This window comes from Nocardiopsis sp. L17-MgMaSL7 (genome assembly GCF_003182025.1).
Lineage (GTDB): Bacteria > Actinomycetota > Actinomycetes > Streptosporangiales > Streptosporangiaceae > Nocardiopsis > Nocardiopsis prasina.
In genome coordinates this window covers 185,636-205,803 of record NZ_QGTF01000010.1, presented here as the reverse complement: position 1 = coordinate 205,803, position 20,168 = coordinate 185,636, and the positions used below count along the sequence as shown (strand labels likewise).

Annotated in this window: 21 protein-coding genes; 10 read left to right on the top strand and 11 right to left on the bottom strand. The window is 68.4% G+C overall.

Annotation, left to right across the window (positions count from 1 at the left end; translation table 11 throughout):
* Positions 1-222: 222 nt before the first annotated feature.
* The 3 genes from BDW27_RS27850 to BDW27_RS19035 form a co-directional block, all read right to left on the bottom strand.
* On the bottom strand, positions 223-408 hold the full coding sequence (locus BDW27_RS27850; RefSeq protein ID WP_233515824.1) for a hypothetical protein: 186 nt from the start codon (positions 406-408) through the stop codon (positions 223-225).
* A 423-nt stretch (positions 409-831) separates the two neighbouring features.
* The gene (locus BDW27_RS27550) at positions 832-1,890 is read right to left on the bottom strand and encodes an SLATT domain-containing protein (RefSeq protein ID WP_199560708.1); all 1,059 of its coding nucleotides are present in this window, start codon (positions 1,888-1,890) and stop codon (positions 832-834) included.
* Positions 1,891-2,567: 677 nt separating this feature from the next.
* A complete protein-coding gene (locus tag BDW27_RS19035; RefSeq protein WP_110050712.1) occupies positions 2,568-3,368 on the bottom strand; it encodes a siderophore-interacting protein in 801 nt (266 codons plus the stop codon).
* Positions 3,369-3,480: 112 nt separating this feature from the next.
* On the opposite strand from BDW27_RS19035, the gene BDW27_RS19030 reads away from it, so the two are divergent.
* Together BDW27_RS19030 and BDW27_RS19025 are read left to right on the top strand one after the other, a co-directional pair.
* The gene (locus BDW27_RS19030) at positions 3,481-4,101 is read left to right on the top strand and encodes a TetR/AcrR family transcriptional regulator (protein ID WP_110050710.1); all 621 of its coding nucleotides are present in this window, start codon (positions 3,481-3,483) and stop codon (positions 4,099-4,101) included.
* A gap of 143 nt (positions 4,102-4,244) precedes the next feature.
* On the top strand, positions 4,245-4,550 hold the full coding sequence (locus BDW27_RS19025) for a hypothetical protein (protein WP_110050708.1): 306 nt from the start codon (positions 4,245-4,247) through the stop codon (positions 4,548-4,550).
* 15 nt (positions 4,551-4,565) lie between these two features.
* On the opposite strand, the gene BDW27_RS19020 is transcribed toward BDW27_RS19025, so the two are convergent.
* Genes BDW27_RS19020 through BDW27_RS19005 form a run of 4 tightly spaced genes read right to left on the bottom strand, consistent with a single transcriptional unit; the run spans position 4,566 to position 6,039 of the window.
* Positions 4,566-4,895 (bottom strand): rhodanese-like domain-containing protein, encoded by a 330-nt coding sequence (locus BDW27_RS19020; protein WP_110050706.1) that lies wholly within the window; start codon positions 4,893-4,895, stop codon positions 4,566-4,568.
* Positions 4,892-5,158, bottom strand: coding sequence for a hypothetical protein (locus tag BDW27_RS19015; RefSeq protein WP_110050704.1), 267 nt, complete (start codon positions 5,156-5,158; stop codon positions 4,892-4,894). Before BDW27_RS19015 ends, BDW27_RS19020 begins: the two co-directional genes overlap by 4 nt.
* Positions 5,155-5,598: a hypothetical protein gene (locus tag BDW27_RS19010; RefSeq protein ID WP_110050702.1), complete on the bottom strand. Its 444-nt coding sequence runs from the start codon at positions 5,596-5,598 to the stop codon at positions 5,155-5,157. The genes BDW27_RS19015 and BDW27_RS19010 overlap by 4 nt, the downstream gene beginning before the upstream one ends.
* A gap of 21 nt (positions 5,599-5,619) precedes the next feature.
* Complete coding sequence (locus BDW27_RS19005) at positions 5,620-6,039, bottom strand: MarR family winged helix-turn-helix transcriptional regulator (RefSeq protein WP_110050700.1); 420 nt, start codon at positions 6,037-6,039, stop codon at positions 5,620-5,622.
* Positions 6,040-6,253: 214 nt separating this feature from the next.
* Here BDW27_RS19005 and BDW27_RS19000 point away from each other — a divergent pair, with 214 nt between their 5' ends.
* From BDW27_RS19000 to BDW27_RS18970, 7 genes are all read left to right on the top strand, one after another.
* Positions 6,254-7,531 (top strand): trypsin-like serine protease, encoded by a 1,278-nt coding sequence (locus tag BDW27_RS19000; RefSeq protein WP_110050698.1) that lies wholly within the window; start codon positions 6,254-6,256, stop codon positions 7,529-7,531.
* Positions 7,532-7,956: 425 nt separating this feature from the next.
* Positions 7,957-8,250: a lactococcin 972 family bacteriocin gene (locus BDW27_RS18995; RefSeq protein WP_017544456.1), complete on the top strand. Its 294-nt coding sequence runs from the start codon at positions 7,957-7,959 to the stop codon at positions 8,248-8,250.
* Positions 8,251-8,258: 8 nt separating this feature from the next.
* Entirely contained in the window at positions 8,259-8,561 is a 303-nt protein-coding gene (locus BDW27_RS18990) for a lactococcin 972 family bacteriocin (RefSeq protein WP_110050696.1), read from the top strand.
* Between the two features lie 20 nt (positions 8,562-8,581).
* Complete coding sequence (locus BDW27_RS18985) at positions 8,582-8,875, top strand: lactococcin 972 family bacteriocin (RefSeq protein WP_110050694.1); 294 nt, start codon at positions 8,582-8,584, stop codon at positions 8,873-8,875.
* 65 nt (positions 8,876-8,940) lie between these two features.
* Entirely contained in the window at positions 8,941-10,995 is a 2,055-nt protein-coding gene (locus BDW27_RS18980) for a bacteriocin-associated integral membrane family protein (protein WP_110050692.1), read from the top strand.
* Between the two features lie 480 nt (positions 10,996-11,475).
* Entirely contained in the window at positions 11,476-12,642 is a 1,167-nt protein-coding gene (locus tag BDW27_RS18975; RefSeq protein ID WP_233515823.1) for an amidase, read from the top strand.
* A gap of 93 nt (positions 12,643-12,735) precedes the next feature.
* Entirely contained in the window at positions 12,736-13,482 is a 747-nt protein-coding gene (locus BDW27_RS18970) for a hypothetical protein (protein WP_017544451.1), read from the top strand.
* On the opposite strand, the gene BDW27_RS18965 is transcribed toward BDW27_RS18970, so the two are convergent.
* The 4 genes from BDW27_RS18965 to BDW27_RS18950 all read right to left on the bottom strand — a co-directional run bounded on the left by BDW27_RS18965 (position 13,479) and on the right by BDW27_RS18950 (position 18,434).
* On the bottom strand, positions 13,479-14,621 hold the full coding sequence (locus BDW27_RS18965; protein WP_110050791.1) for a sorbosone dehydrogenase family protein: 1,143 nt from the start codon (positions 14,619-14,621) through the stop codon (positions 13,479-13,481). The two genes, BDW27_RS18970 and BDW27_RS18965, sit on opposite strands and share 4 nt — an antisense overlap.
* Positions 14,622-14,667: 46 nt before the next feature.
* Positions 14,668-15,807: an aromatic acid exporter family protein gene (locus tag BDW27_RS18960; RefSeq protein WP_110050688.1), complete on the bottom strand. Its 1,140-nt coding sequence runs from the start codon at positions 15,805-15,807 to the stop codon at positions 14,668-14,670.
* A gap of 398 nt (positions 15,808-16,205) precedes the next feature.
* Positions 16,206-16,913 (bottom strand): Crp/Fnr family transcriptional regulator, encoded by a 708-nt coding sequence (locus BDW27_RS18955; protein ID WP_110050686.1) that lies wholly within the window; start codon positions 16,911-16,913, stop codon positions 16,206-16,208.
* A 168-nt stretch (positions 16,914-17,081) separates the two neighbouring features.
* On the bottom strand, positions 17,082-18,434 hold the full coding sequence (locus BDW27_RS18950; RefSeq protein WP_110050790.1) for an MFS transporter: 1,353 nt from the start codon (positions 18,432-18,434) through the stop codon (positions 17,082-17,084).
* A gap of 284 nt (positions 18,435-18,718) precedes the next feature.
* Here BDW27_RS18950 and BDW27_RS18945 point away from each other — a divergent pair, with 284 nt between their 5' ends.
* Entirely contained in the window at positions 18,719-20,146 is a 1,428-nt protein-coding gene (locus BDW27_RS18945) for a hypothetical protein (RefSeq protein WP_233515821.1), read from the top strand.
* Positions 20,147-20,168: the final 22 nt, after the last annotated feature.

The following is a 20,168-nucleotide window of genomic DNA, read 5'->3' as shown; positions in this document are numbered from 1 at the left end:
ACGTTCCTGGAAATGAATACCGACTACGCTCGCGGCCGCACGTTCAACCTTCTGATGCTCGCCACCGGCCACGCGCCCGACGAACCCGAGGAAGCTGCGTGGTAATCGAATTTCTCGACAGGAATCCAAGCAAAGACGAACTGGATGCTTATTCGCGATTCTCCATAATAAGAACCAAGATTCACCCAGCCACCAAGGAACTTAAAACCGAAATATCACAACCTAGTACTCACCAGAAACGCATGCATTAATAAAAGTTCCCTTCACGAGATTCTCCCATTCTTCCGTTGACTCCCGCCCCCAACCCCTATTTGTGGGAATGTCATCATTCAAAGCCAAGTTTGCTTCTTCACAACGCTCTTCTGTGATTTCCTGACCCTGCCCACGGTAAAGCTTGTTGATCTGCACACCCCGCTGGGCCATTTCTAGCAAATAGTCATTCCTCTCGTCATAGTCAGCAGGACCACTCGAGCACGAGCAGCAAAATAAGGCAACCAAAACCAGCACAGCAGCCCCGTTATTTCTCAATTTAATACTTTCCAGACTTGCATGCACTAACAAAAACTCGCTCGGTAAGGTCGTCCCAAGTTTCCCTCTCCCTCGGAGTGAAGTTAAGGTCATTCGGAGAGTCATTATTCAGAACCTTGTTTGCTTCAAGGCATGCCTCTTCCGTGGCTTCTCCTCCTTCTAAATCCTCCAGAATTTTATGCACTTCCACACCTCTTTGGGCAATCTCCTCCAGATGGTCTACCTTGTCTCCATAGTCTGCTGAGCAAGAAGCCAGGAGTAAGGCTGGGATTACAACGGAGACCGAGTACAACTTGTTTTTAGTCACTGACTTCCCTCGTCGCTCCCAGAGCTTGGCTGATCAAGGTTCTGCTCCCGCATTTTTTGGTCTTGACGAAGCCGCATGATCTCTTGAGAGAAGATCAGAGATCTCTCGGCGGGGTCATTGGAAGTATACCGACCAATCCCCAGATCCAGAGATTCAATTTCATGCTCAATGGCATCGGCTGCTTGCTGGGCATAGAAGCTTCTCTCTTTGTATTTCCAATAGCCAGAAAAACCTGAGGCGATGCCAATTGCAAGACTATTGACGGCAACAAACCAGGAGTACTCGCGCACAAAATATGAGCTTGCAGCAGCGGCCGATCCGACCAAAGATCCAACAATAATGACCACCTGGACAAAGTTGCTCACGTTCCGATAGCGCGTACTTTCTTTGCGCAAGTCTTCGACGTACCCTGCAGCCTCCTCCTTGTAGGCCACTCTTCGCTTAGCGGGATCGTCATCTCCTGACTCCAAGCTTTTCTTCTTGAGCTCCCGAAGCCTGATCAGAATCGCTTCGAGCTTTCCCTCCGAAGCAAATGTGCTATTCAGACTAACCGCAGGACTGCTTTCAAACATTTCCGATGGAATAACAACACCAGGAAACACCCTAGTCAGAATTCCAAATACAGAAAGTACGCAAAAGACTAGAAGAATTAGGAATTTAACACCAGGGGCAATGGGGTCCCAGTCGATAAACATGAGATCAACGACATATACACTTACCCCCGCGAAACCGGACAGCGAAATCAGCACCCCATGCGCTTTTTTCTTCCTAGTTTTTTCTATGTAACTCTTAAGTAGGGCGATATCTGCATTCGCACTGTCCCTTTTTTCGCTCACTTCTTTCCAAATCCTTCTAAGTAGAATCAGGGCGACGGTGCGATCACCGTCGCCGCAGGCTACGTTCGCCGCTCGAGGCTGCGGCCTGACGCCCGGCCTGGAGCACGGCCGATGGTCGCACCTCCTAGCATCCTGACGCGCCCCAACGACAAATGGTTGCAGTTTCAGGAAGAACAGCTGGCAGTACGTTCGCAACGATCTCGGCTCCAGCGAGCTCATCAGCAAGGGTTTGCTGATCACTGATGCGCCAGAGGAATCACAGAGTCCAAGCGGTTCGCCCCAAAACCGGGCGGGACCGAAACAGTGGTTGCTGTCAGTTGGGGACAGACTCCGACTGACCTCTGTTGTCACCCTCAGGAGAGAATCTCGGTGTACACCAAACCCAACGCTTCTGTGCCACACAGGACGGTCAACAGTGGGGACTCACAGAGGAAGGTGGAGTTCCAGACGGCATCGTCCAGGTGGAAGAATTTTGAGGTCAGCTAGCAGGGGTGCTCGGATTCACAAGATGGTGCCCCAGGTAGTCATGTTGCCCACTCTTCCGCTCCATGCGGTACCCAGATGGCGTGATTCAACCTAGGGTGCACCCGTGAGGGTGTACCAGGATGGCGAAGGTCGTGCACCCGGAGGTGCACGCGGACCAGCGCAACGTGGGGGAACCAAGCCCAAGAGGATGATGGGCAGCACCACTGCCTGAGGTTTCTCGTGTTCGGGCACGTCAGCACCCTGGCGGTGGGCGGTTCGATTCCCGTCATCCGCTCCGTACGAAAGACGGCCCCTGGTCGCGAACCGAGTTCGCGACCAGGGGCCGTTTTCGCGTGGAAGGTGTCTCGACCTCTTCCACCGTCGTCGGTCGGCTCAGGGCGCCCAACCGGTTTGCTTGGTGGACGGGGTCCTCAGCCGGGGGCGGACCGCCCCTGACGCCAGTAGCCGACGAACGAGATGTCACGTTTGGGCACGCCACGATCGTTGACCAGGTGGCGGCGCACCGTCGTGGCCATGCCGGACTCTCCCGCGACCCACGTGTAGAAGCGCCCGGAGGGCAGCGACGCCCTACGCACCGCGTCCAGCGCCAAGGTGCCCGGCCGCAGGTCTCCGGTGTCCCGGCGGAGCCAGTGGATACGGACGCCGGCGGGAGCCTCGACGGGCCGGATCTCGGACGCGGAGGCCACTTCCAGGTAGACCTCCGTGGGCAGCGACGGAGGCGTTCCGTCGAGGATCGACAGGATGGCGGCCAGCGCGGTTTCGTCGCCGACCAGCAACTGCCCCTCCGCGTGCTCCGGTAGCCGGTACGTCGTGCCGATGTCGAAGATTCCGGCCTGGTCACCTGGCCCGACCCGGCGCACCCAGGCCGACATGGGTGAGTCGCCGTGCAGGGCGAACTCGATGTCGATCTCGTCGTCCGCGGGCCGCACGCGCCGGACCGTCATGTTGCGGACCCATGGGCGGACCGACTTCGGCATCACCAGCAGCTGGGCCATCCAGGCCTCGTTCGAGAGGGTCGGCATCCTCAACGCCGTCTGTCCTTCGCGGGGGAAGAACAGACGAACCGCCTGGTCGTTGCCGACAACGGTCAGGTCCCGCACGGCTGGGCCGCCGAAGGTCACGCTCGCGAACCCCGGTGTGAGGAACTCCCGGCGACGCACCTCCAGCGTGATCATCGTGCGCGACTCGGGCAGGGCCACCCTGGGGATCACAGCGCGCCGCCGAAGTCGATGAGGATCATGTCTTCGCAGTTCATGGCCCTATTATGAGCAATAGCTCATCTCTTTGACTACTCGCTTTTCACACCCCAAGGGAGACCTTCGGATGCCACCCGCCGATCGTCGTCTTCAACCACGTCGCAAGCCCGTCCAGGTGCGCGCCGCGCTCACCCACGAGCGCATCCTCACCGCCGCTGCTCATGTTTTCGCCGAGCACGGCTACGCCGCCGGCACGACCAACCGCATCGCGGAACGCGCCCGGGTCTCCATCGGCTCGCTCTACCAGTACTTCCCGAACAAGGACGCCATCCTCGCCGAGCTGTTGGTTCGGCACATGGAACGTGGCAGGTGGGCCCAGGCCGATCGGCTCGATCTGTCCGCCGGCGGCCTGGAGACGATCGTCCGGGCACTGGTCCGCGATGCGATCGACAACCACCGCGACGATCCGCAGCTGCTGCGGATCATGATCGAGGAGGCGTCGTTCTCACAGGAGGTGCTCGACACGATCGACCGGCACGAAAGATTGCGGGTCAGTCAGGTACGCGAACTTCTCGCCCGGCATCCGGACGTCCGCGTGCGGGACCTCGACACCGCGGCCGAGCTGATCGTGACCACGGTGGAGATGAACACGCACAGGCGCATGGCCGACCTGAAGGGCGAACCGGTCGAGACGTTCGAGAACGAGCTGGTGGACATGGTGACGCGTTACCTGCGCGGCGATCAGTAGGCGCCCACGGGGACACCGCCTGACCTGGAACGGCCCGCGTGTCGGAGTGCAGCCGAGGACACGCGGGGACGGGGCCGGGCACTGGGCCGGGGTTCTGGAAGTGTGGTCACATCAGGCCCAGCCCACCGTCTCAGGGGACGCGCATGCGCTCAGCGACCACCGCCTTCTCGGGGTACAGCCACCTGTTCCCCGGGGCCCGCGTCTTCGTGGAGACCGACGCCGAGGACCTCGCCCGGCTTCCCGAGTCGTTCCCCGTGGTGTTCTCCGACGGCTCCCGTTCGACCGCCCGCCTCCTGCGGGAGGACGGGCACTCCTGGGTCCTCGTGGTGGAGGGCTACTCGACCGCGAAGGCAACCCGCCTTGACGAGCGGGCCTGGGCGGTCAGAGCGGCCGAACCCGACTCCGAGGGGATCGGGCTGACCCTCGGTTCCCGTCTGCCGACCGGGTGAGCGAAGCGGGCCCGGTCACTGGCTGAGCGGCCCGCCCGCGGCACGCCATTCGATAAGGCCCCGACTCATGTTGACGGCGTCGAAGCCGTACTCCACCAGCAGGTTGGCCGCACCGGCGGACCGGATTCCACCGGTGCAGAAGGTGATGAGGAGACGCTCCTCGGGCAGTTCGTGACCGCGCTCCCTCAGGTGTTCGAGCGGCATGTGGACGGCACCCGGGATGTGCGCCCGGTTCCATTCGAACTCACGGCGCACGTCCACGACGAGCGCGCCCTCCTCGACGAGCCGGACCGCCTCTGCGGCGGTGACGGACGGCGGTCGGCGCAGGTGGTGACGGAGGCTCACGCGGCCCGTGCCTCCCTGCGTACGTTGACCACGGTGAGGGGACCGCTCAGGAACGGGATCACCGCGCCGATCCGGGTCCGTGTGGCGAGGCCGCGGCCGAGGAGCGCGGTGACCGCGACCGCGAGGTAGAGCGCGCCATGGGTCGGGCCGAGCACGCTCGAGACCGTGTCGTCGTGCACGGTGACCAGGTTGAGCAGCAGCGCGAGGACGCTGACGAGTTCGAGCGCCGAAAGCACGGCCAGGGTGCGGAGCAGCCCGTTCATGAGTAGTCCGATCCCGGACGCACGATCATGAGCACCACGACGACCACCCAGATCAGGTTGAAGACACCGACCACCATGCTGAGGCGGCGGAGCTGGGTACCGTCGTCGGGTGCGGCGAGCGCGTCGCGCTGGCGCGGGCTGATCTGGAGCACGAGCAGGGCCCCCGCGACCGCCGTGAGCACCATCGCGACGACGATCCAGATCTCTGTGGTCCTGCCCTGGACGATGGCGAGTACCAGACCGACGACCGGAACCACGAGTGCGAGGGCGCCGTAGACCCGCGTGATCCGGTGCAGCAGGCGGGCCGTCTCGGGGCCGCGTTCGATCTGGGCGGCGTCGGTGACGGGCGCGTAGCGGGGAAAGAGGCTCGTGGCCACGGCCACGGGACCGACGAAGAGAATGCCCGCCACGACATGGACGGACAGAAGTAGTGCTTCCATAACCTTCAGGCTAGCTGAAGGTTATTCGGAGCCCGCCACCGCCCTCGCCATGCCGAGGCGCAGCGCCTCGGTCAGTTCCGGGTGCTCCATGGCGAACTCTTCGTCCAGCCTGGCCACCACCTCGGCCGCACGGGCGAGGAGCGCCTCACCCTCGGCGGTGACCCGCAGTTTCGACGCGGCCCCCGCCTGGGCGGTCCCGTCGTCGACGAGGCCCGCCGCGACGAAGGCGGCCACCGCCGAGTGGGCGCTCTGCACGGTGATCCTCGACCGGCGGGCGAGCTCGCTGAACGAGATGCCCGGCGTTCCCCGAACGTGTCCCAGCAGTCCGTACTTGCGCGTGGTCAGTCCGAGTGGTTTCAAGGCCGCGTTGAAGGCGGCCTCCCACACCCGGCCCACCGTCAGCAGGGCGACTGTGGGGCTGAAGGGAGGCTGTTCCGGCATGCGAACAGGCTAACGGCGCCGCTCGCTTGCCCAGGGAAGAGACCGGCACCCCGCCTTTGGCGTCCGTGGCCTCTACACCTTCTGACCCCCTCTCCTCGCGACATGTCCGACCATCGTCGGAGGGGTGTTTGGTCCTCGCGGCCGATGTCCGGAACGCCCCTGGTTCCTAGGTTTGAGGTGACAGCGAGCCGCAACATGGGACGGAAGGTCTGGCATGGCTGACAGCCGCAGGAGCCGACGGGGCGCGACGATCGCGGGTGTGCTGGGGGTGGGAGCGTTCCTGGGGGCGACCGCCCTGGCGGTCCCGGCGAGCGCGATCATCGGTGGTGACGACGCCACCGATGAGTACGAGTTCATGGCCGCCCTGTACGACGACAGCGGCGAGCACCTGTGCGGGGGCGCGCTGGTCGACGACCAGTGGGTGCTCACCGCGGGCCACTGCACCGACCCCGAACAGCTCACCGTGCGGGTGGGCAGCACCGACCTGAACGAGGGCGGAAGCGAGCGCGGGGTCGTCGATGTCGTCCTCCACCCCGAGTACGAGGTGGAGGACGTCAGTGACGACCCCGACTACCCGCTTTCGCAGTACCTGCTGCGCAACGACATCGCGCTGCTCAAACTGGACTCCCCCGTCGAGGAGGCCCCCGTCGCCGTCGGCGCCGGGTCCGCCGCCCCGGGTTCCGCTGTGCGCGGCCTGGGCTGGGGAATGCTCGACGAGTTCGGGGAGGAGGGGAAGCCGGACACCCTCCAGCAGTTGGACACCGAGGTCGTCTCCCCCGATCGCTGCGCGGAGATGGACCCTGGGAGCGACCTCTGCTCGGAGCACCCCACGGACGAGGCGCAGATGTGCATCTCCGACTCCGGCGGCCCCCTGGTCCGCGGGGAAGAGGGGAACTGGGAACTGGTCGGCGTCGTGAGCCGTGACGGCGACTTCGACGAGAACCCGCTGTGCGTGGGCCCGATGGTCCTCACCGACCCGGTGGCGCACGCGGACTGGATCGCCACCACGGTGTCCACGGTGTCGGAGGACGCGGAGTGGCCCGAGTACAAGCAGGGTGAGATGGGATGGAACATCGAGGTCGCCAAGCGACTGCTGGCCGACGAGGGCTCCTTCGAGCCCGGTGAGGTCCTGGACGACCGGTTCGACGAGGCCACCGTGGAGGCCCTGCTCGACTACCAGCAGGCCACCGACCTGAAGGTCACGGGCATCCTGGACTCCCGCAGCTGGGAGTTCCTGGCCGAGGAGGCGGGCAGCGTCGTCCTGGGCGACGAGAGCCACGCGGTCGGCGCCGTGCAGACCGCTCTGGCGGAGAAGCTCGGCCACGACCTCAGCGGCGACGGCTACCGGACCCACAGCCCCGAGCCGGGCGTCTTCGGCGAAGCCACGCATGGGGCCGTCGTGGACTTCCAGGAGCAGGCCGGGCTCCACGCGGACGGCGAGGTCGGACCGACCACGCTCCAGGCCCTGGTCTCAGCGCCCGAGCAGGGCTGACTCCCGGAAGGAGGCCCCGTCCCCACAGGGGGTCGGGGCCTTCCGTGTTTTGTCCACAGGTTGTGGACAAACAGGTCGCCGACTCGGACCGGGTGGGGAAGGTCAGCCGGTCATGGTCGACTGTCACCCCTCGCCCTGTTACGGGAGGCGAGTGAGCGCCACAGGCGGCGTCGCGAGGAACAAAAAGAACAATTCCCCAGAATACCGATTCGCGACCGCCATTACCCCGGATCCGACCATGCGTCTGGATCGTGTCCGCATCCGGCCACACAAGAGAAATTCCCAAAAGGGCGCGGTAGTACTGGATTTCAGAGGGGCGGAACGTCCCGCCCACTCAACTGCGAATTCTTGATGCTGCCACTCTCCTCCGCCGCTCCCCCGTTTCGGGGTAACGACACGGAGAACAATCGGACCGGGGTTCTCGAATGCGGAATACCGTCAACCAAGGAATCGTCGTCGCCCTCGTCGTCGTGGGGGTGACCGCCGGAGCCGCGGGTGCGGCCCTCGCGGGCACCCGCGTGGGCGGCGGCACCTGGCACCACGGAGTCACGATCTCCTCCGTGTACTCGAACTACCACCACGCCCAGAACTGCCACGGGTCGACCGCCGTGGGCACCTACACCGACCGTTCCAGGAACACCGCCCCAGGCCACACCTCCTACGCCAGCGCCCCCAAGGCCTGGACCAACAACCAGTCCTACTACCGCAACGGCTGCTAGGGGCCACCGTGAAGTCCATTTCCCGTGTATTCGCCACCTTCCTCACCGCCGTCGTGATCGCCCTGGGCAGCGGAACGGCAGCCCTGGCCACGCATTCCTATGTGGGCGGCGGTGAATGGCTCTGGGGCATCACCGGAGTTCCCGGATCGGGCGAGGTCTACTCCCATTACCTCCACGGATCCGCCTGCCACGGTGCCACCGCGGTGGGAACGCGCACCGTCCGAGTGAACAGGAACCCCGGGCAGTGGGCCCGGGCCAACGCGCCGCGTGCCAACGGCAACAACCAGAGCTACTGGCGCAACGACTGCTAGACCCCGGCAGGGAGCCCTCGATGAATGCCCTCCTCCGTCTGTCCGCCACCGTGGTCACCGTCCTCGTCATCACCACCGGCACCGCCCTCGCCCAGACCTCCCGCGTCGGCGGCGGGGTGTGGGAACGCAGCCTCACCGGAATCCCTGGACAGGGGTTCGTCCGGTCCCACTACCACCACCCGAAGAACTGCCACGGAGCCACCGCCGTGGGCACCCACACCGAGCGGGTCAACGCCTCGGCTGGTTTCTGGGCCAGAGCCGAGGCCTCGCGGGCCATGGCCAACAACCAGCAGTACTGGCGCAACGGCTGCTGACCCAGTCCCGGGACCCCGTGGGCGCGCCCGCCCACGGGTCCACCTCGCCCTGACAGGACCGCCAGGTGCCCAACCGGACCCTCTCCTTCGCCTACACGGCGTGCGTCGCCTTCGCCGCGCTGCTCGCCTTCCTCCTGGCCTCCACCGCCGAGCAGACCGTTCACGTGCTTGACGACCCGCGACTGGTCTGGATCACCGAGAGCGACGGCACCCACGACAACGCCGAGGTGGCACGCTCCGTGCAGGAGGTCGCCGACGCCCATGACGCCGCCATCGGCTACAGCGTCCTGGACGTCCACACGCCGTCCTCGCTGGCCCACCTGTACCTGGCGGTCTCCGACCCCGGTTCCCGGTACGGCCGCTGGCTGGACGAGGGCTATCCGTCCTTCAGCCGTTCCTTCGCCGTCCGGACCCATCACATCTCCGAGTTCGGCGACGTGGGCCCCCACGGTTACTACCTGGTGTTCGGCGCGCCGGAGGCCGCTCCCGCACTGCACGAGGCCCTGGCCGAACACGGGTTGTCCGAGGCACCCGGCATCCAGAGAACCCAGCTGTGGCACTTCCTCACCGGCGGCCACCTGTCGCACCTCGTGGCCGTCGCCGTGCTCACCACGGTCACCGCCACGGGCGCCGGGGTCCTGCTCGACTCGCGCGACCACGCGGTCCGGCGCCTCCAGGGGCACTCCTACGGTCGGCTGCTCGCTGGTGAGCTGGGCCGGGTCCTGCGGCTGTGGGCGCTCGTCCTGCCCGTGTCGGCCGTGGCCGTGCTGGCGCTCCTCGGCGTCTACAACGGCGGGAACCAGCTCGGCTACTACTCGCTGCTGGCGCTGGGGTTCCTGGCCGCGCTCACCCTGGCCTGCCTGCTCACCCACACGGTTTTCCTGGCCCTGGTGGGTGCGACGGGCATCCTGCCCGCGCTCCGGGGGCGGCTGCCCGTTCGCGGCACCGGGGCCGCCGTCTACCTGGTGCGTGTCCCTGCCCTGGCACTGACTCTGGTGCTGTTGGGCTCGGTGGTGACCACCGCCCGGGAGGCCCGGGAGCAGGGGCTCGGCGTGGAGGTGCATGACACGTACGGACAGACCTCCCGGCCCGCGCTGAGCGCCAACTACGGCTGGGCGGACGATCAGGCGGTGGACGACACCCTCGGCCCGTGGCTGCGGCGAACCGACACGGACGGAGACCTGGTGTTGGCGGCCCGGATGCACCCCTCCGAGATCGTCGCGTCCACCCCCGAGTGCCCCGCGCCCCTGGAGAACCCGGTGCTGCTGGTCAACGACACCTACCTGGACGAGGAGGAGGTCCTCTCTCACGGTGGGAGACCGTACGCCCCCGCCGATACCGTACGGGTCCTCCTCCCTGCCTCCGCCTCCGGCCACTCCGGAGCCCTGGTCGAGGGAGTGACCGGTTGGCTCGGCGTCAACGGGGCCCCGGGCGGAGTGTTCGACGTGCGGGTCCAGCCCGCCGCCGACGGCCAGTCCCTGTTCACCTACGGCGCGGAGGAACGCCTGGGCGGCACCCTGCCCCTGCTGTACGAACCCGTGGTCATCGTCCTGCCCAACGGGGAGGTCCTGTCCGACAACTCCTACGTCAATCACCTGTCCGCGAGACAGACGGTCTTCCCCGATCCCGGGGTGGTGGAGGCTTTCCGTGCGCGGAGCCCGGAGGCCTCCCGCTACATCTCCATGGTCGAGACTCTCGGCACCAGTGCGCGCAGAGCCCACGCGCTCACAGTGAACGCGCTGCGCACGGAGACCTTCAACCTGGTCGGCGCGGGCGCCGTACTCCTGTTGACCGCCATGGCCGCGTGCGTGGTCCACGTGCGCAGCCGGGCCCAGGAGATCTTCGCCCGGCACATCAGCGGGTGGGGCTTCCTGGCCACCCACCGGCGTCTGCTGTGCGTGGAGGCCGCCCTCGCGGTGGTCTTCGTGGGTTGGGCCGTGGGCCTCACGGCCGCGAGGCTGTCCGCTCCGGACGACCCCGCCCGACCGCCGACCGCGCCCGCCACCGGGGCCGAGCCCTTCCACGCGACGGGGATCGCCCTGGCCTCGCTCACCCTCACCCTGGGTGTGCTCGTCCTCCTCCACCGACGCGTCGTCCGGGAGGGAGCCACACGAGCCTGAGCCGACCAGACCGATTGGCAGGGCCCAGAGTCGGGAGAGGGATCATGTGCCTGTCCGGCAACAGGCGCTCGTGCCCTGAACACCGCCAACACGCTGAGAGGGTGGACATGCCGCACACCTGGAGCCTCACCGGACGGAGAACAACCGCTGCCTGTCCGAGTACGGGGCCCCGCACAGCGTCAACGGACGACGCTGAGAAGGTGGACGTCCCGCACACCCGAAGCCTCACCGGACGGAGAACAACGCCTGCCTGTCCGAGTACGTGGGCCCCGCACCGCGTCAGCGGACGGCGCTCTGGTGGTGGACGCCCCGCACGGCATGACCCTGGAGGCTCGCGCCTCGTGACCCCCGGAAGGCCCGCGCGGCACTCGCCGCCACCGGTGACGAGGTCGCCCTCGACACCCGTCCCAGCCTCCAAGGAGTCGAGGGGAGCGGTGCGGACCAACGCCCCCGCTGGCCGCCGCCCCTACCCTCGGGCGCATGGAGAAGCAGCCACCGTCCACGGCGGGCGCGATCGCCGACAGGGTGATGCGGGGTGCCGCAAGCGCGGTCGAGACCGTCCGGGGGGCACTGGAGGCCGTCGACCGGACCGGACACCTGCGCGCCTTCGTCGAGGTCTGGCCGGAGGCGGCGCTGGAGTGCGCGGCCCGGGTGGACGCGACTCTGGCCGCGGGCGTCGCCCTTCCTCTGGCGGGGGTACCCCTGGCGGTCAAGGCCACGGAGGGGACCGCATCCCACCAGGCCCGACGACTGGTCGCCGCCGGGGCGGTGCCGATCGGGGCCACCTCGGTGCCCGGCCCCGGGACCCCGTGGAAGACCTGGGGAAGCACGGACCAGGGCCCCACCCTCAACCCCTGGAACACCGAGCGCGTCCCAGGCGGTTCCTCCGCGGGCTCGGCCGTCGCGGTGGCCACCGGCGCCGTGCCGTTGGCGACCGCGAGCGACGGTGCCGGGTCCACCCGCATCCCCGCGGCCTGGTGCGGGGTGATCGGCTACAAACCGACCACGGGGCTGCTTCCCGCGCGGGACCGGGCCGGGCTGACGGTCGGCGGGCCGATCACCCGCACGGTCGCGGACGCTGAGCTGTACCGAAGCGCCGTGCTCGGCGGCAGTCCCGTCGCGGTGCGTCCACACATCCGGGTCGCGTGGTCGCCGACGCTGGGGTTCAACGAGCCGGAACCGGAGGTCGTGGAGCTCGCGGAACGGGCACTGCGGCGCTGGGCCCGCTCGGGCGGGGTGACGGTGACGCGGTCCGAGATCGCGCTCACCGATCCCACGAGGGCCTGGCACACACGCAGGGAACGAGGTACCCGCGCCGGTCTCGCCTCCGTCGGGCGGCGGGACCTGTCGGCACTGGACGGCCTCCTCCACTCCGTGGACCTGCTCGCCACTCCCACGACTCCGAACCGGGCCCACCCGCACTCGGGACCGGGCGAGGTGATGAGCGTCGGGTTCACCTGGCTGTTCAACCTCACTGGGCACCCGGCTCTGAGCCTGCCCGCGGGCATCACCGAGGACGGCCTCCCCGTTGGCCTGCACCTCGTGGCGCGGCACCACGAGGACGCGCTCCTGTTGGCCTCCGCCCGGGACGCCGAACAGGCGCTGGCGCGGGCCCTCGGGGACGGCGTTCACGCACCGGAGATGTAGCATCTGAGGCGGATTCTCCCCCTCGTCCGCGTGTTCCCCGGCCACCGGAGAAGACCGTGTGGCGGGGCTGCCCCAGACACGGAAACGGACGGCATGGACACGGAAGAGACCCAGGTCATGGCCAGGACGGGCCAGTTCACCACCACTCTGGGCTGGGAGACCGCCGTCAGGGGTCGGGTGGCCGCCGCGGTCGACCGGTTCGCCGGTCCTCTCGCCGACCTCGCGGAGCGCGACGCCAACGACGGCGACACCCGCCTGTTGGTCGCCGACTTCTTCAGTGTCGGCCTGAACTTCAGCAAGTACCAGGACCTGACCACGGAGTACCGCACCAGCGGGGACTCGATCGACTACGCGATCGTCCTCGACGGTGAGCTGTTCGCCCCGGTGGAGGTACGCCGGATCGGCCAGGACCTGGACCTGCGCAACATCCAGATGGCCCGGCGCCTGGCCGTCGAGCAGGGCGTGGACTGGGTGTTCCTCACCAACGGCCGCGTCTGGCGGGTCTACCACCTGCGGCCCGCCCCCGACGGAGGTGCCCCGCAGCCGGTCGTCGTGGTCGACGTGGACCTGCTGGACGAGGACTCCCACGACCGCAACGTCGACGGCCTGTTCCTCCTCACCCGCGAATCCGTCGAGCACGGCCGGTTGGACGCGATGCGCCGCTGGCGCGAGGCGGCCGAGGCCGCACCGCTGTCCGGTGTCCTGGTCAGCGACGAGGTGGTGGCCGCGGTGCGCGATCGCCTGAGGGAGGGCGCCGAGCACCCCGGCCACGTCGGCGAGGACGACGAGATCCGGCGTGTCCTGGCCGAGGAGGTCGTCGCCCGGGGCCTGCTCGACTAGTTCCCGGTTCGCTCCAGCGGCACGGTCATGATCCGGTCGTCGTCATCGGCGGGCGACCCCCAGGAGTCGAGGTTGCTGGTGCTCAACCACAGGGTGTCGCCGTCGGGGTGGGCGACCACCGTGCGCAGCCGGCCGAGCTCGTCGACGAAGTGCGGCTCCGGCTCGCCCACGGTGCCGTCACCGTTCAGGGGGATCTCCCAGAGTCGGGCGCCGCGCAGCGCCGCCACGTACAGCGAGTCCCCGGCGATCGCGGCGCCGCTCGGTGAGGCCTCGGCGGGCTCCCAGGTGACGAGTGGGTCAGTGAACTCGTCACCGCCGCCGGGCCCCTCCACCTCCGGCCAGCCGTAGTTGTTGCCCGGTTCGATGAGGTTGACCTCGTCCAGGGTGTCCTGGCCGAACTCGGTCGCGTACAGGTTCTCCTCGGCGTCCCAGGCCAGGCCCTGCACGTTGCGGTGGCCGTAGCTGTACACGTGGTTGTCGAAGGGGTTGCCGGGGGCGGGTTCGCCGTCATCGGTGATCCTCAGAATCTTCCCGGCCAGGGAGTCGGGGTCCTGTGAGCTGTCCGTCTCCTGGGCGTCGCCGGTGGCCACGTACAGGTACCCGTCGGGCCCGAAGGCGATCCGGCCGCCGTTGTGGGTGTTCGCGGCGGGGATGCCGTCCAGGATCACCTCGGATGCGCCGAGCGTGCCGGAGTCGTACTCCACCCGGCTCACCCTGTTGTCCGTGTCGGTGGTGTGGTGGACGTACACGTGGGGCTGCTCGGGGAAGTCGGGGTCGACGGCCAGGCCGAGCAGGCCGCCCTCGCCCCCGTGCCGGACGCCCTCGATGGTGCCCGCCTCGGTGACCTGGCCCTCCGGGGTCACGTGCGCGACGACGGCGGAGTCCCGTTGGGCGACCAGGGCGGACCCGTCGGGAAGGAAGTCGATCCCCCATGGGACGTCGAGGTCGGTGGCCAGGGTCTCGGGCTGTCCGAGGCCTTCGCTCCCGGTCGCTCCGTCTCCGGGCTGGCCGCCCGAACCCGAGCCGTTGGTGTCGGTCGTGGAGCAGGCGCCCACGAGGAGGGCGACTCCCAGGAGGGAGAGGGTCCGGGTGAGCAGGAGGGGCCGTGTGGTCCCCGTGTGTGTCGGTGTCCGATCCATGTCCGAACCCTGCCCGTTCGGCACGCGGGTACGCCCCCGGGCGGGCTCACCCGCCATCGTGGCGTTCGGTGTTCTCCTGCCCCTGGTGGATCTCCTCGAAGATCCGCTCGACGTCGGTGATCAGGGCGCTGTAGACCGGCCAGTTCCGGTCGTCCCAGCGCTCGCGCAGCGCGTCGCGCTCCTCGTCCACCAGGCGCAGCGCCTCGTCGACCTTCGCGCGGAGATCGTCGGAGGCGGTCGAGTGCCCGGGCTCCTCGGTGTCGTGCACGGTACGGAAGACGTCCGAGACGCGTTCGACCAGCGGCGCGAACTCCCGCAGGAAGGCGTCCTCGGGTTCGGGGAACCGCGTCCCGCGTCGGGTGGTGGTACGCAGGGTCCGGACGATGGACTGCACGTGCCGGGAAGCCCGGCTCAGCGCGGAGATCCACTCCCCGTAGGTCTCCAGCGCGCGGGGGTCGACACGGCCGCCGGATACCAGCTTCCGGGGGTTGAGCCGGGCCCGGTCCTCCTGACGCCGCACCGCTTCCTGCGCGTTGCGGACGGAATCGTCGAGCCCGTCGCCGGCCCGGACCCAGTGGTCCAGGTCGAGTCCCCCACACCCCTGGCGCAGACCCTCGCCGATCTCCCCTGTCAGGGAGCGGAGTCCGTCGGCGAGGTCCCGGACCGCGTTCTCCGCGTCCCGGAACCGGATGACCGGGGCCAGGACCGTGTTGGTGACCAGGGCCGAGGCTGCGCCGACGCAGACCATCAGCAGGAGGTATCCGAGGTCGGAGGCGCTCTCCGCGGTACCGCCCGCGAGGGCGAAGGCGGCCACCACCGGCAGCTGCGTGCCCTGGCCACCGAAGAACCTGGCCTGTCCGACGATCAGCGCGATCAGGAGCAGCACGGTGAAGGACCACACCTGGGCTCCGACCGTGAGACCCGTCAACCCGGCGAGCAGGGCTCCGGCGAAGACCGCCGCCACGTAGCGACCGGACTGGAGCACTGAGCCGTACACACTCGGCCGGACCACGAGCAGGGCGGTGAAGGGGGCGAATCCGACCTGGCTGGAGGCTCCCAGCAAGGTGCCCACGACCCAGGCGACGGTGGCCGCGATCGTGCACTTGACGATGATGACGGCGGTCTCGCGCTCGAACCCGCGTCGTTGGCGGGCGCGTTTGATCCCGTTGCGCAGTCCTTCGAACATCCTCGCCCCCGTTCCTTCGTGACCACACACCGTAGCCGTCGTTCCCCGTTGAGCCCCGGTTATGGGTCCGTTTCCCAACGAATTGCCCGGCACTGCGACGTGGCGCGACGAGGGGCGGAAGGCTCGGGGCGGCGTGGTCGGTCGTCGAGGAGGACACGAAGATCCCCGGTGGCAGGGGACGGCCACCGGGGCGGTGTGGAGACGGGGGGTAGCTGCCGGAATGGTGCCGTCCTCACCACTCCGGCAGCCCGACCACTCCTCTCCGCACAGGGGGAGGGGCCCGGAGGAGAGGGCACGAACAGTGCGGAGCGAGAGGTTGGGCGTGATGCCCAGGTGAAGTCTGTCGCCTACGGTGACCGTCGGACCACCGATCAATCGGCAATTCAGGACAAAATGGATTACAAAGCGGCTTCGAAGACACCGTTCAGGCGCTCCATGTCCACGATCACCACACGCCGGTAGCTGGTGATCAGGATGCCCTCGGACCGGAAGCGCCGGATCGCGTTGCCGACCGCGTCCGTGCGTGCGCCGACGAGTTTCCCCAGGTCCGTGTGGGAGAGTCGCACCCCGAGATGGACGCCCTCCTCCGTGGGCACACCGTGTCGCTGCGCCATGTCGACGAGGATGCGGGCCACCCGCGCCTCCACCTCGTAGCCCGCGAACTCCGCCCGCTGGCGGTCCGCGCACTCCTGCCGCTCCCCCATCACGGCGAGCATCGCGCGCCAGGCCTCGGGGTGCTGTTCCAGGAAGCCCTCGAAGACCTGGTGCGGGTAGATCCGGATCGTGTGCGGGGCGCACGAGGTGACCGTGGCGCTGGGCCGGGTGTCCCGGAACATGCCCAACTCACCGACCAGGTCACCCCACCTGCGGATGCCGAACATCGCCTCGGTGCCGTTGCGCAGCACCGACGTGATCTTGACGCACGCCGGGTCTGCCGTGGTGCCGTTCTCCGGCGGACACAGGAGCATGACCTGTTCCTCCGCGTCTCCCTGGGAGATCAGGACCCGGTTGGTGGGGATGTGCCTCGGCGGCGCGAGCGCGAGGAGGCGGTCCACGGTCCGGGGACCGAGCCTGGACATGAAGCTGCCCGTCGGCCAGTCGGTCATGCGTCCTCCGATTCATCCCCACAACGATGCCCAGGTGGTACCCAGTTCCGCAGGAGAAGCACGAAATCGACGGATCTTGTTTTCCCGGTCCACGGTGTCAGAGGAGGTCCCGGACCGGTCCGGGATCCGGCGCGCCACGGCGCCGGACCCCGGATCACGGGCCCGCTCCTACGCCCCCGTGGTGACCCGCGGGCGCGGCGCCCTGGTCAGGACCAGGACCGCGCCGACCACGACCAGCACGAACCCGCCCAGGGACAGGGCGACGCCGTGCAGGGCCCCGGTGAACGCCGGGCCGACGAGCTGACCGCCGGTGAGCACCGCCAGGGCCGCGCCGACCACGGCGATGGAGACGGTCTCCAGGCTGAGCCGGGTCGCGTTGAACACCCCCGCGGCGGTGCCCACCCGCTCGGGCGGGACCGCACCCAACCCCAGGCCGTCGATCATCCCGCCTGTGAGGCCCACACCCGTTCCGACCAGCAGGAACGGCAGCATGACCGTCCACGGGGTGGAGTCCGGGCCCAGCGTGGTGAAGCCGAGGACACCCGTTCCCAGCAGGAGCAGCGCGCCGACGACCACCGCCGTGGGCGGGAACCGGTGGGCCAGTTCGGCGCCCACCGTGGGCAGCACCAGGGTCGGCACGGTCATGAACAGCAACCAGAGCCCCGCCGTGCCCGCGCCGAGACCGACCACGTTGATCAGGTAGGACGGCAGGTAGACCAGGAGCGGCACCAGCACCGACATGAAGGTCGCGGCGGCCAGCGCGTAGGCCACGAACCGGCGGTTGGCGAGCAGGCCGAGGTCCACCAGGGGCTCATCGCGACGGCGCTCCACCAGGGCGAACAGGCCGAACAGGGCCGCCGACAGGGCCAGGAAACCGGCCAGTACCGGCGCGCCCCGGCTCGGACCCTCGACGAGGCCGCCGATCAGGCTCAGCAGGGCGGCGGTGAACAGGGCTCCGCCGAGCCAGTCCACGGGCCGTCCGTCACCGCGCATCGCGGGAACCCGCGTCACCAGCAGCAGGACCGCCCCGGCGACCAGCGCGGGTCCGGCGAAGGCGAACCGCCAGCCCAGGTTCTCGACCAGCAGTCCGGCCACCGCGGGCCCGAAGGCGGTTCCGGCGCCCAGCACGGTGCCGAGCAGTCCGAAGGCCCTCGCGCGCGCCGGTCCCTCGAACGCCAGGGCGAGCATCGACCCCCCTCCGGCCACGGCGGCCGCCGCCCCCACACCGCCCAGGGCACGCAGGGCGACCAGCGCCCCGATGTCCTGGACGAGGAGGCTGAGGAGTCCGCTCACGAAGAAGAGGACCACGCCGAAGGCGTAGACCCGGCGGCGTCCGACCGCGTCGGCGATCGACCCCGCACTGACCAGGAAGGCGGCGAAGCAGGCGTTGTAGGAGTTGACCACCCACTGCGCGGAGGTGAGCCCCACGCCCAGGTCGCGTTGGATGTCGGGCAGCGCGACGGAGGCCCCGGTCAGCGCCAGCGGCAGGAGGAGGGTGGAGAGCAGGACGGTGACGAGCACGGTGGTGCCGCCGCCACTGCCTGTGGACAGAGAAGTGTTCACGGGTACGTCCGGTGTGGAGAGGAGGACACCGGGCAGCCCGAAGGACCGCACCGGCATGGAAGCTGATGCGGCGGTCGGAACTGTGTGAGGGATCAGGCCGCCGCTAGAGGGCGGCCAGCTCTTTCGCGAGCGGCATGGACGCAGGCTAGCCCCACCCGCCCGCCCGAAGCCAGCGGTTTTCCCAGCGGGATCGCCCTCAGCGCGTCATAGGCTTCCCCCGACCCCCAGCTGACGAGGTTTCCATGCGCTTCTTCCTCCGCGGTCGGCGGGCCCGGACCGACAACCGACCGCCCGGACCGCCCCCGCCTCCTCCCCCCGAGCCGGTGCAGGGCGAACTGCCCCGGTACCACGACCACGTCGTGCGCGTCGGGGTGGAGGTCGAGCCCCACGACGAGGCGGCCTTCCTCGGAACGGTGGGTGGCCAGCCCTGGCAGTTCCAGAGGGTGGGCAGGGGCCGCTACGACGTACGCGTCGCGGTCTCCGGTGCGGCACTGGGCTCCACGGCGGCCGCCCTGGCCGAGTTCCACCACGTGTCGGCCCGATCCGGTGTGCGGGTCCGGGTCGTGTTCGCGACCCGGCTGCGCCCCGGACCGTCGCCGTACCGCAGGTACCTGGTGATGCACCGTGGGTGGCAGCCCGCGCGGGAGTGGCTCGCGGCCCCGGTCCGGGGCCTGATGTTCTGGAGGTCCAAGGGAACGCTCCAGGCGGTGTCCCTCGCCGAGGCGCGGTCGCGGCTGTCCGACTTCGCGGCGCGCAACCCGCAGGCGGGCCGACCGGACCGGCTCATGGTGGTCGGTCCGCCGGACCCTCCCGGCTCGACCACCGACACCGACACCGAGACGCTGGACCCGCTGGACGACTGGCGCTTCCTCATCGCCGCCGGCCTCCTGATCGGCTCCGGAGTGGCTTTCATCTGCCTGTACGTGGCCCTGTGGCTGCCTGAGGAGATCCCGACCCTAACCGCCGTCGCGTTCCTGGTCTCACTCCCCTGCCTGTTCGGTCTGTGGCAGATGTTCCGCAGGATCCCCGAGGGACGCATCAACACGTGGCTCCCTTTGGGGCTGACCGCTCTGGCCGCCCCCTGGGCGGTCACCCTGAGCAACTTCAGCCTGGATGTCTACCTCCAGGCTTTCGGCATCTCTCCCGGGGATGTCCCTATCACCGGCCCCGCCCGACTCTTCGCCCTCTCGGGCACGCTGCCGCTGGTGCTGTTCGCACTGCTCGTCGCCCTCGGGGTGTTCGGGCTCCTCCAGTACTTCCACCTCGCCGTCCGAGGGGACCTCCGGCTGTTCCAGTGGCTGTCGGCCGCCCTGATCGTTCTCTTCTGCGGGCTCACGTCGGTGACGGTCCTCATCGAACGGGACACCCGGCGGGGTCTGGACCACGTCGCCGCCTACCAGGCCACGGGCGGTCCCGCCCGTGGCCACGCGGGTGTCGTCCCGTCCGTGGTGTGTGTGGAGCCCGGGAAGGACCCCGTCAGCCGGATCGGGCCGCCGCTGACCACCGACCGCCCGGTGCTGTACTTCGACGGGGCGAACAACGTCGACCTCCTGTGGGACCGTGAAGAGGGCCTGACCAAGGTCACCCGCTTCTCGGTGAGCCTCACGCCGGTTCCCGACCTGGACGCCGGCTGCCCCGAACCGGAGTCCGCCGACGACTCGTCACCGTAGGTACCGGGCGGGGCCGCAGGGG

Bases quoted from the DNA above. Each gene is read 5' to 3' on its own strand.
- BDW27_RS27550 (WP_199560708.1), bottom strand. From the start codon at position 1,890: ATGAGCTCGCTGGAGCCGAGATCGTTGCGAACGTACTGCCAGCTGTTC.
- BDW27_RS19030 (WP_110050710.1), top strand. From the start codon at position 3,481: ATGCCACCCGCCGATCGTCGTCTTCAACCACGTCGCAAGCCCGTCCAG.
- BDW27_RS19025 (WP_110050708.1), top strand. From the start codon at position 4,245: ATGCGCTCAGCGACCACCGCCTTCTCGGGGTACAGCCACCTGTTCCCC.
- BDW27_RS19015 (WP_110050704.1), bottom strand. From the start codon at position 5,158: ATGAACGGGCTGCTCCGCACCCTGGCCGTGCTTTCGGCGCTCGAACTC.
- BDW27_RS19010 (WP_110050702.1), bottom strand. From the start codon at position 5,598: ATGGAAGCACTACTTCTGTCCGTCCATGTCGTGGCGGGCATTCTCTTC.
- BDW27_RS19005 (WP_110050700.1), bottom strand. From the start codon at position 6,039: ATGCCGGAACAGCCTCCCTTCAGCCCCACAGTCGCCCTGCTGACGGTG.
- BDW27_RS19000 (WP_110050698.1), top strand. From the start codon at position 6,254: ATGGCTGACAGCCGCAGGAGCCGACGGGGCGCGACGATCGCGGGTGTG.
- BDW27_RS18995 (WP_017544456.1), top strand. From the start codon at position 7,957: ATGCGGAATACCGTCAACCAAGGAATCGTCGTCGCCCTCGTCGTCGTG.
- BDW27_RS18985 (WP_110050694.1), top strand. From the start codon at position 8,582: ATGAATGCCCTCCTCCGTCTGTCCGCCACCGTGGTCACCGTCCTCGTC.
- BDW27_RS18975 (WP_233515823.1), top strand. From the start codon at position 11,476: ATGGAGAAGCAGCCACCGTCCACGGCGGGCGCGATCGCCGACAGGGTG.
- BDW27_RS18970 (WP_017544451.1), top strand. From the start codon at position 12,736: ATGGACACGGAAGAGACCCAGGTCATGGCCAGGACGGGCCAGTTCACC.
- BDW27_RS18965 (WP_110050791.1), bottom strand. From the start codon at position 14,621: ATGGATCGGACACCGACACACACGGGGACCACACGGCCCCTCCTGCTC.
- BDW27_RS18960 (WP_110050688.1), bottom strand. From the start codon at position 15,807: ATGTTCGAAGGACTGCGCAACGGGATCAAACGCGCCCGCCAACGACGC.
- BDW27_RS18955 (WP_110050686.1), bottom strand. From the start codon at position 16,913: ATGACCGACTGGCCGACGGGCAGCTTCATGTCCAGGCTCGGTCCCCGG.
- BDW27_RS18945 (WP_233515821.1), top strand. From the start codon at position 18,719: ATGCGCTTCTTCCTCCGCGGTCGGCGGGCCCGGACCGACAACCGACCG.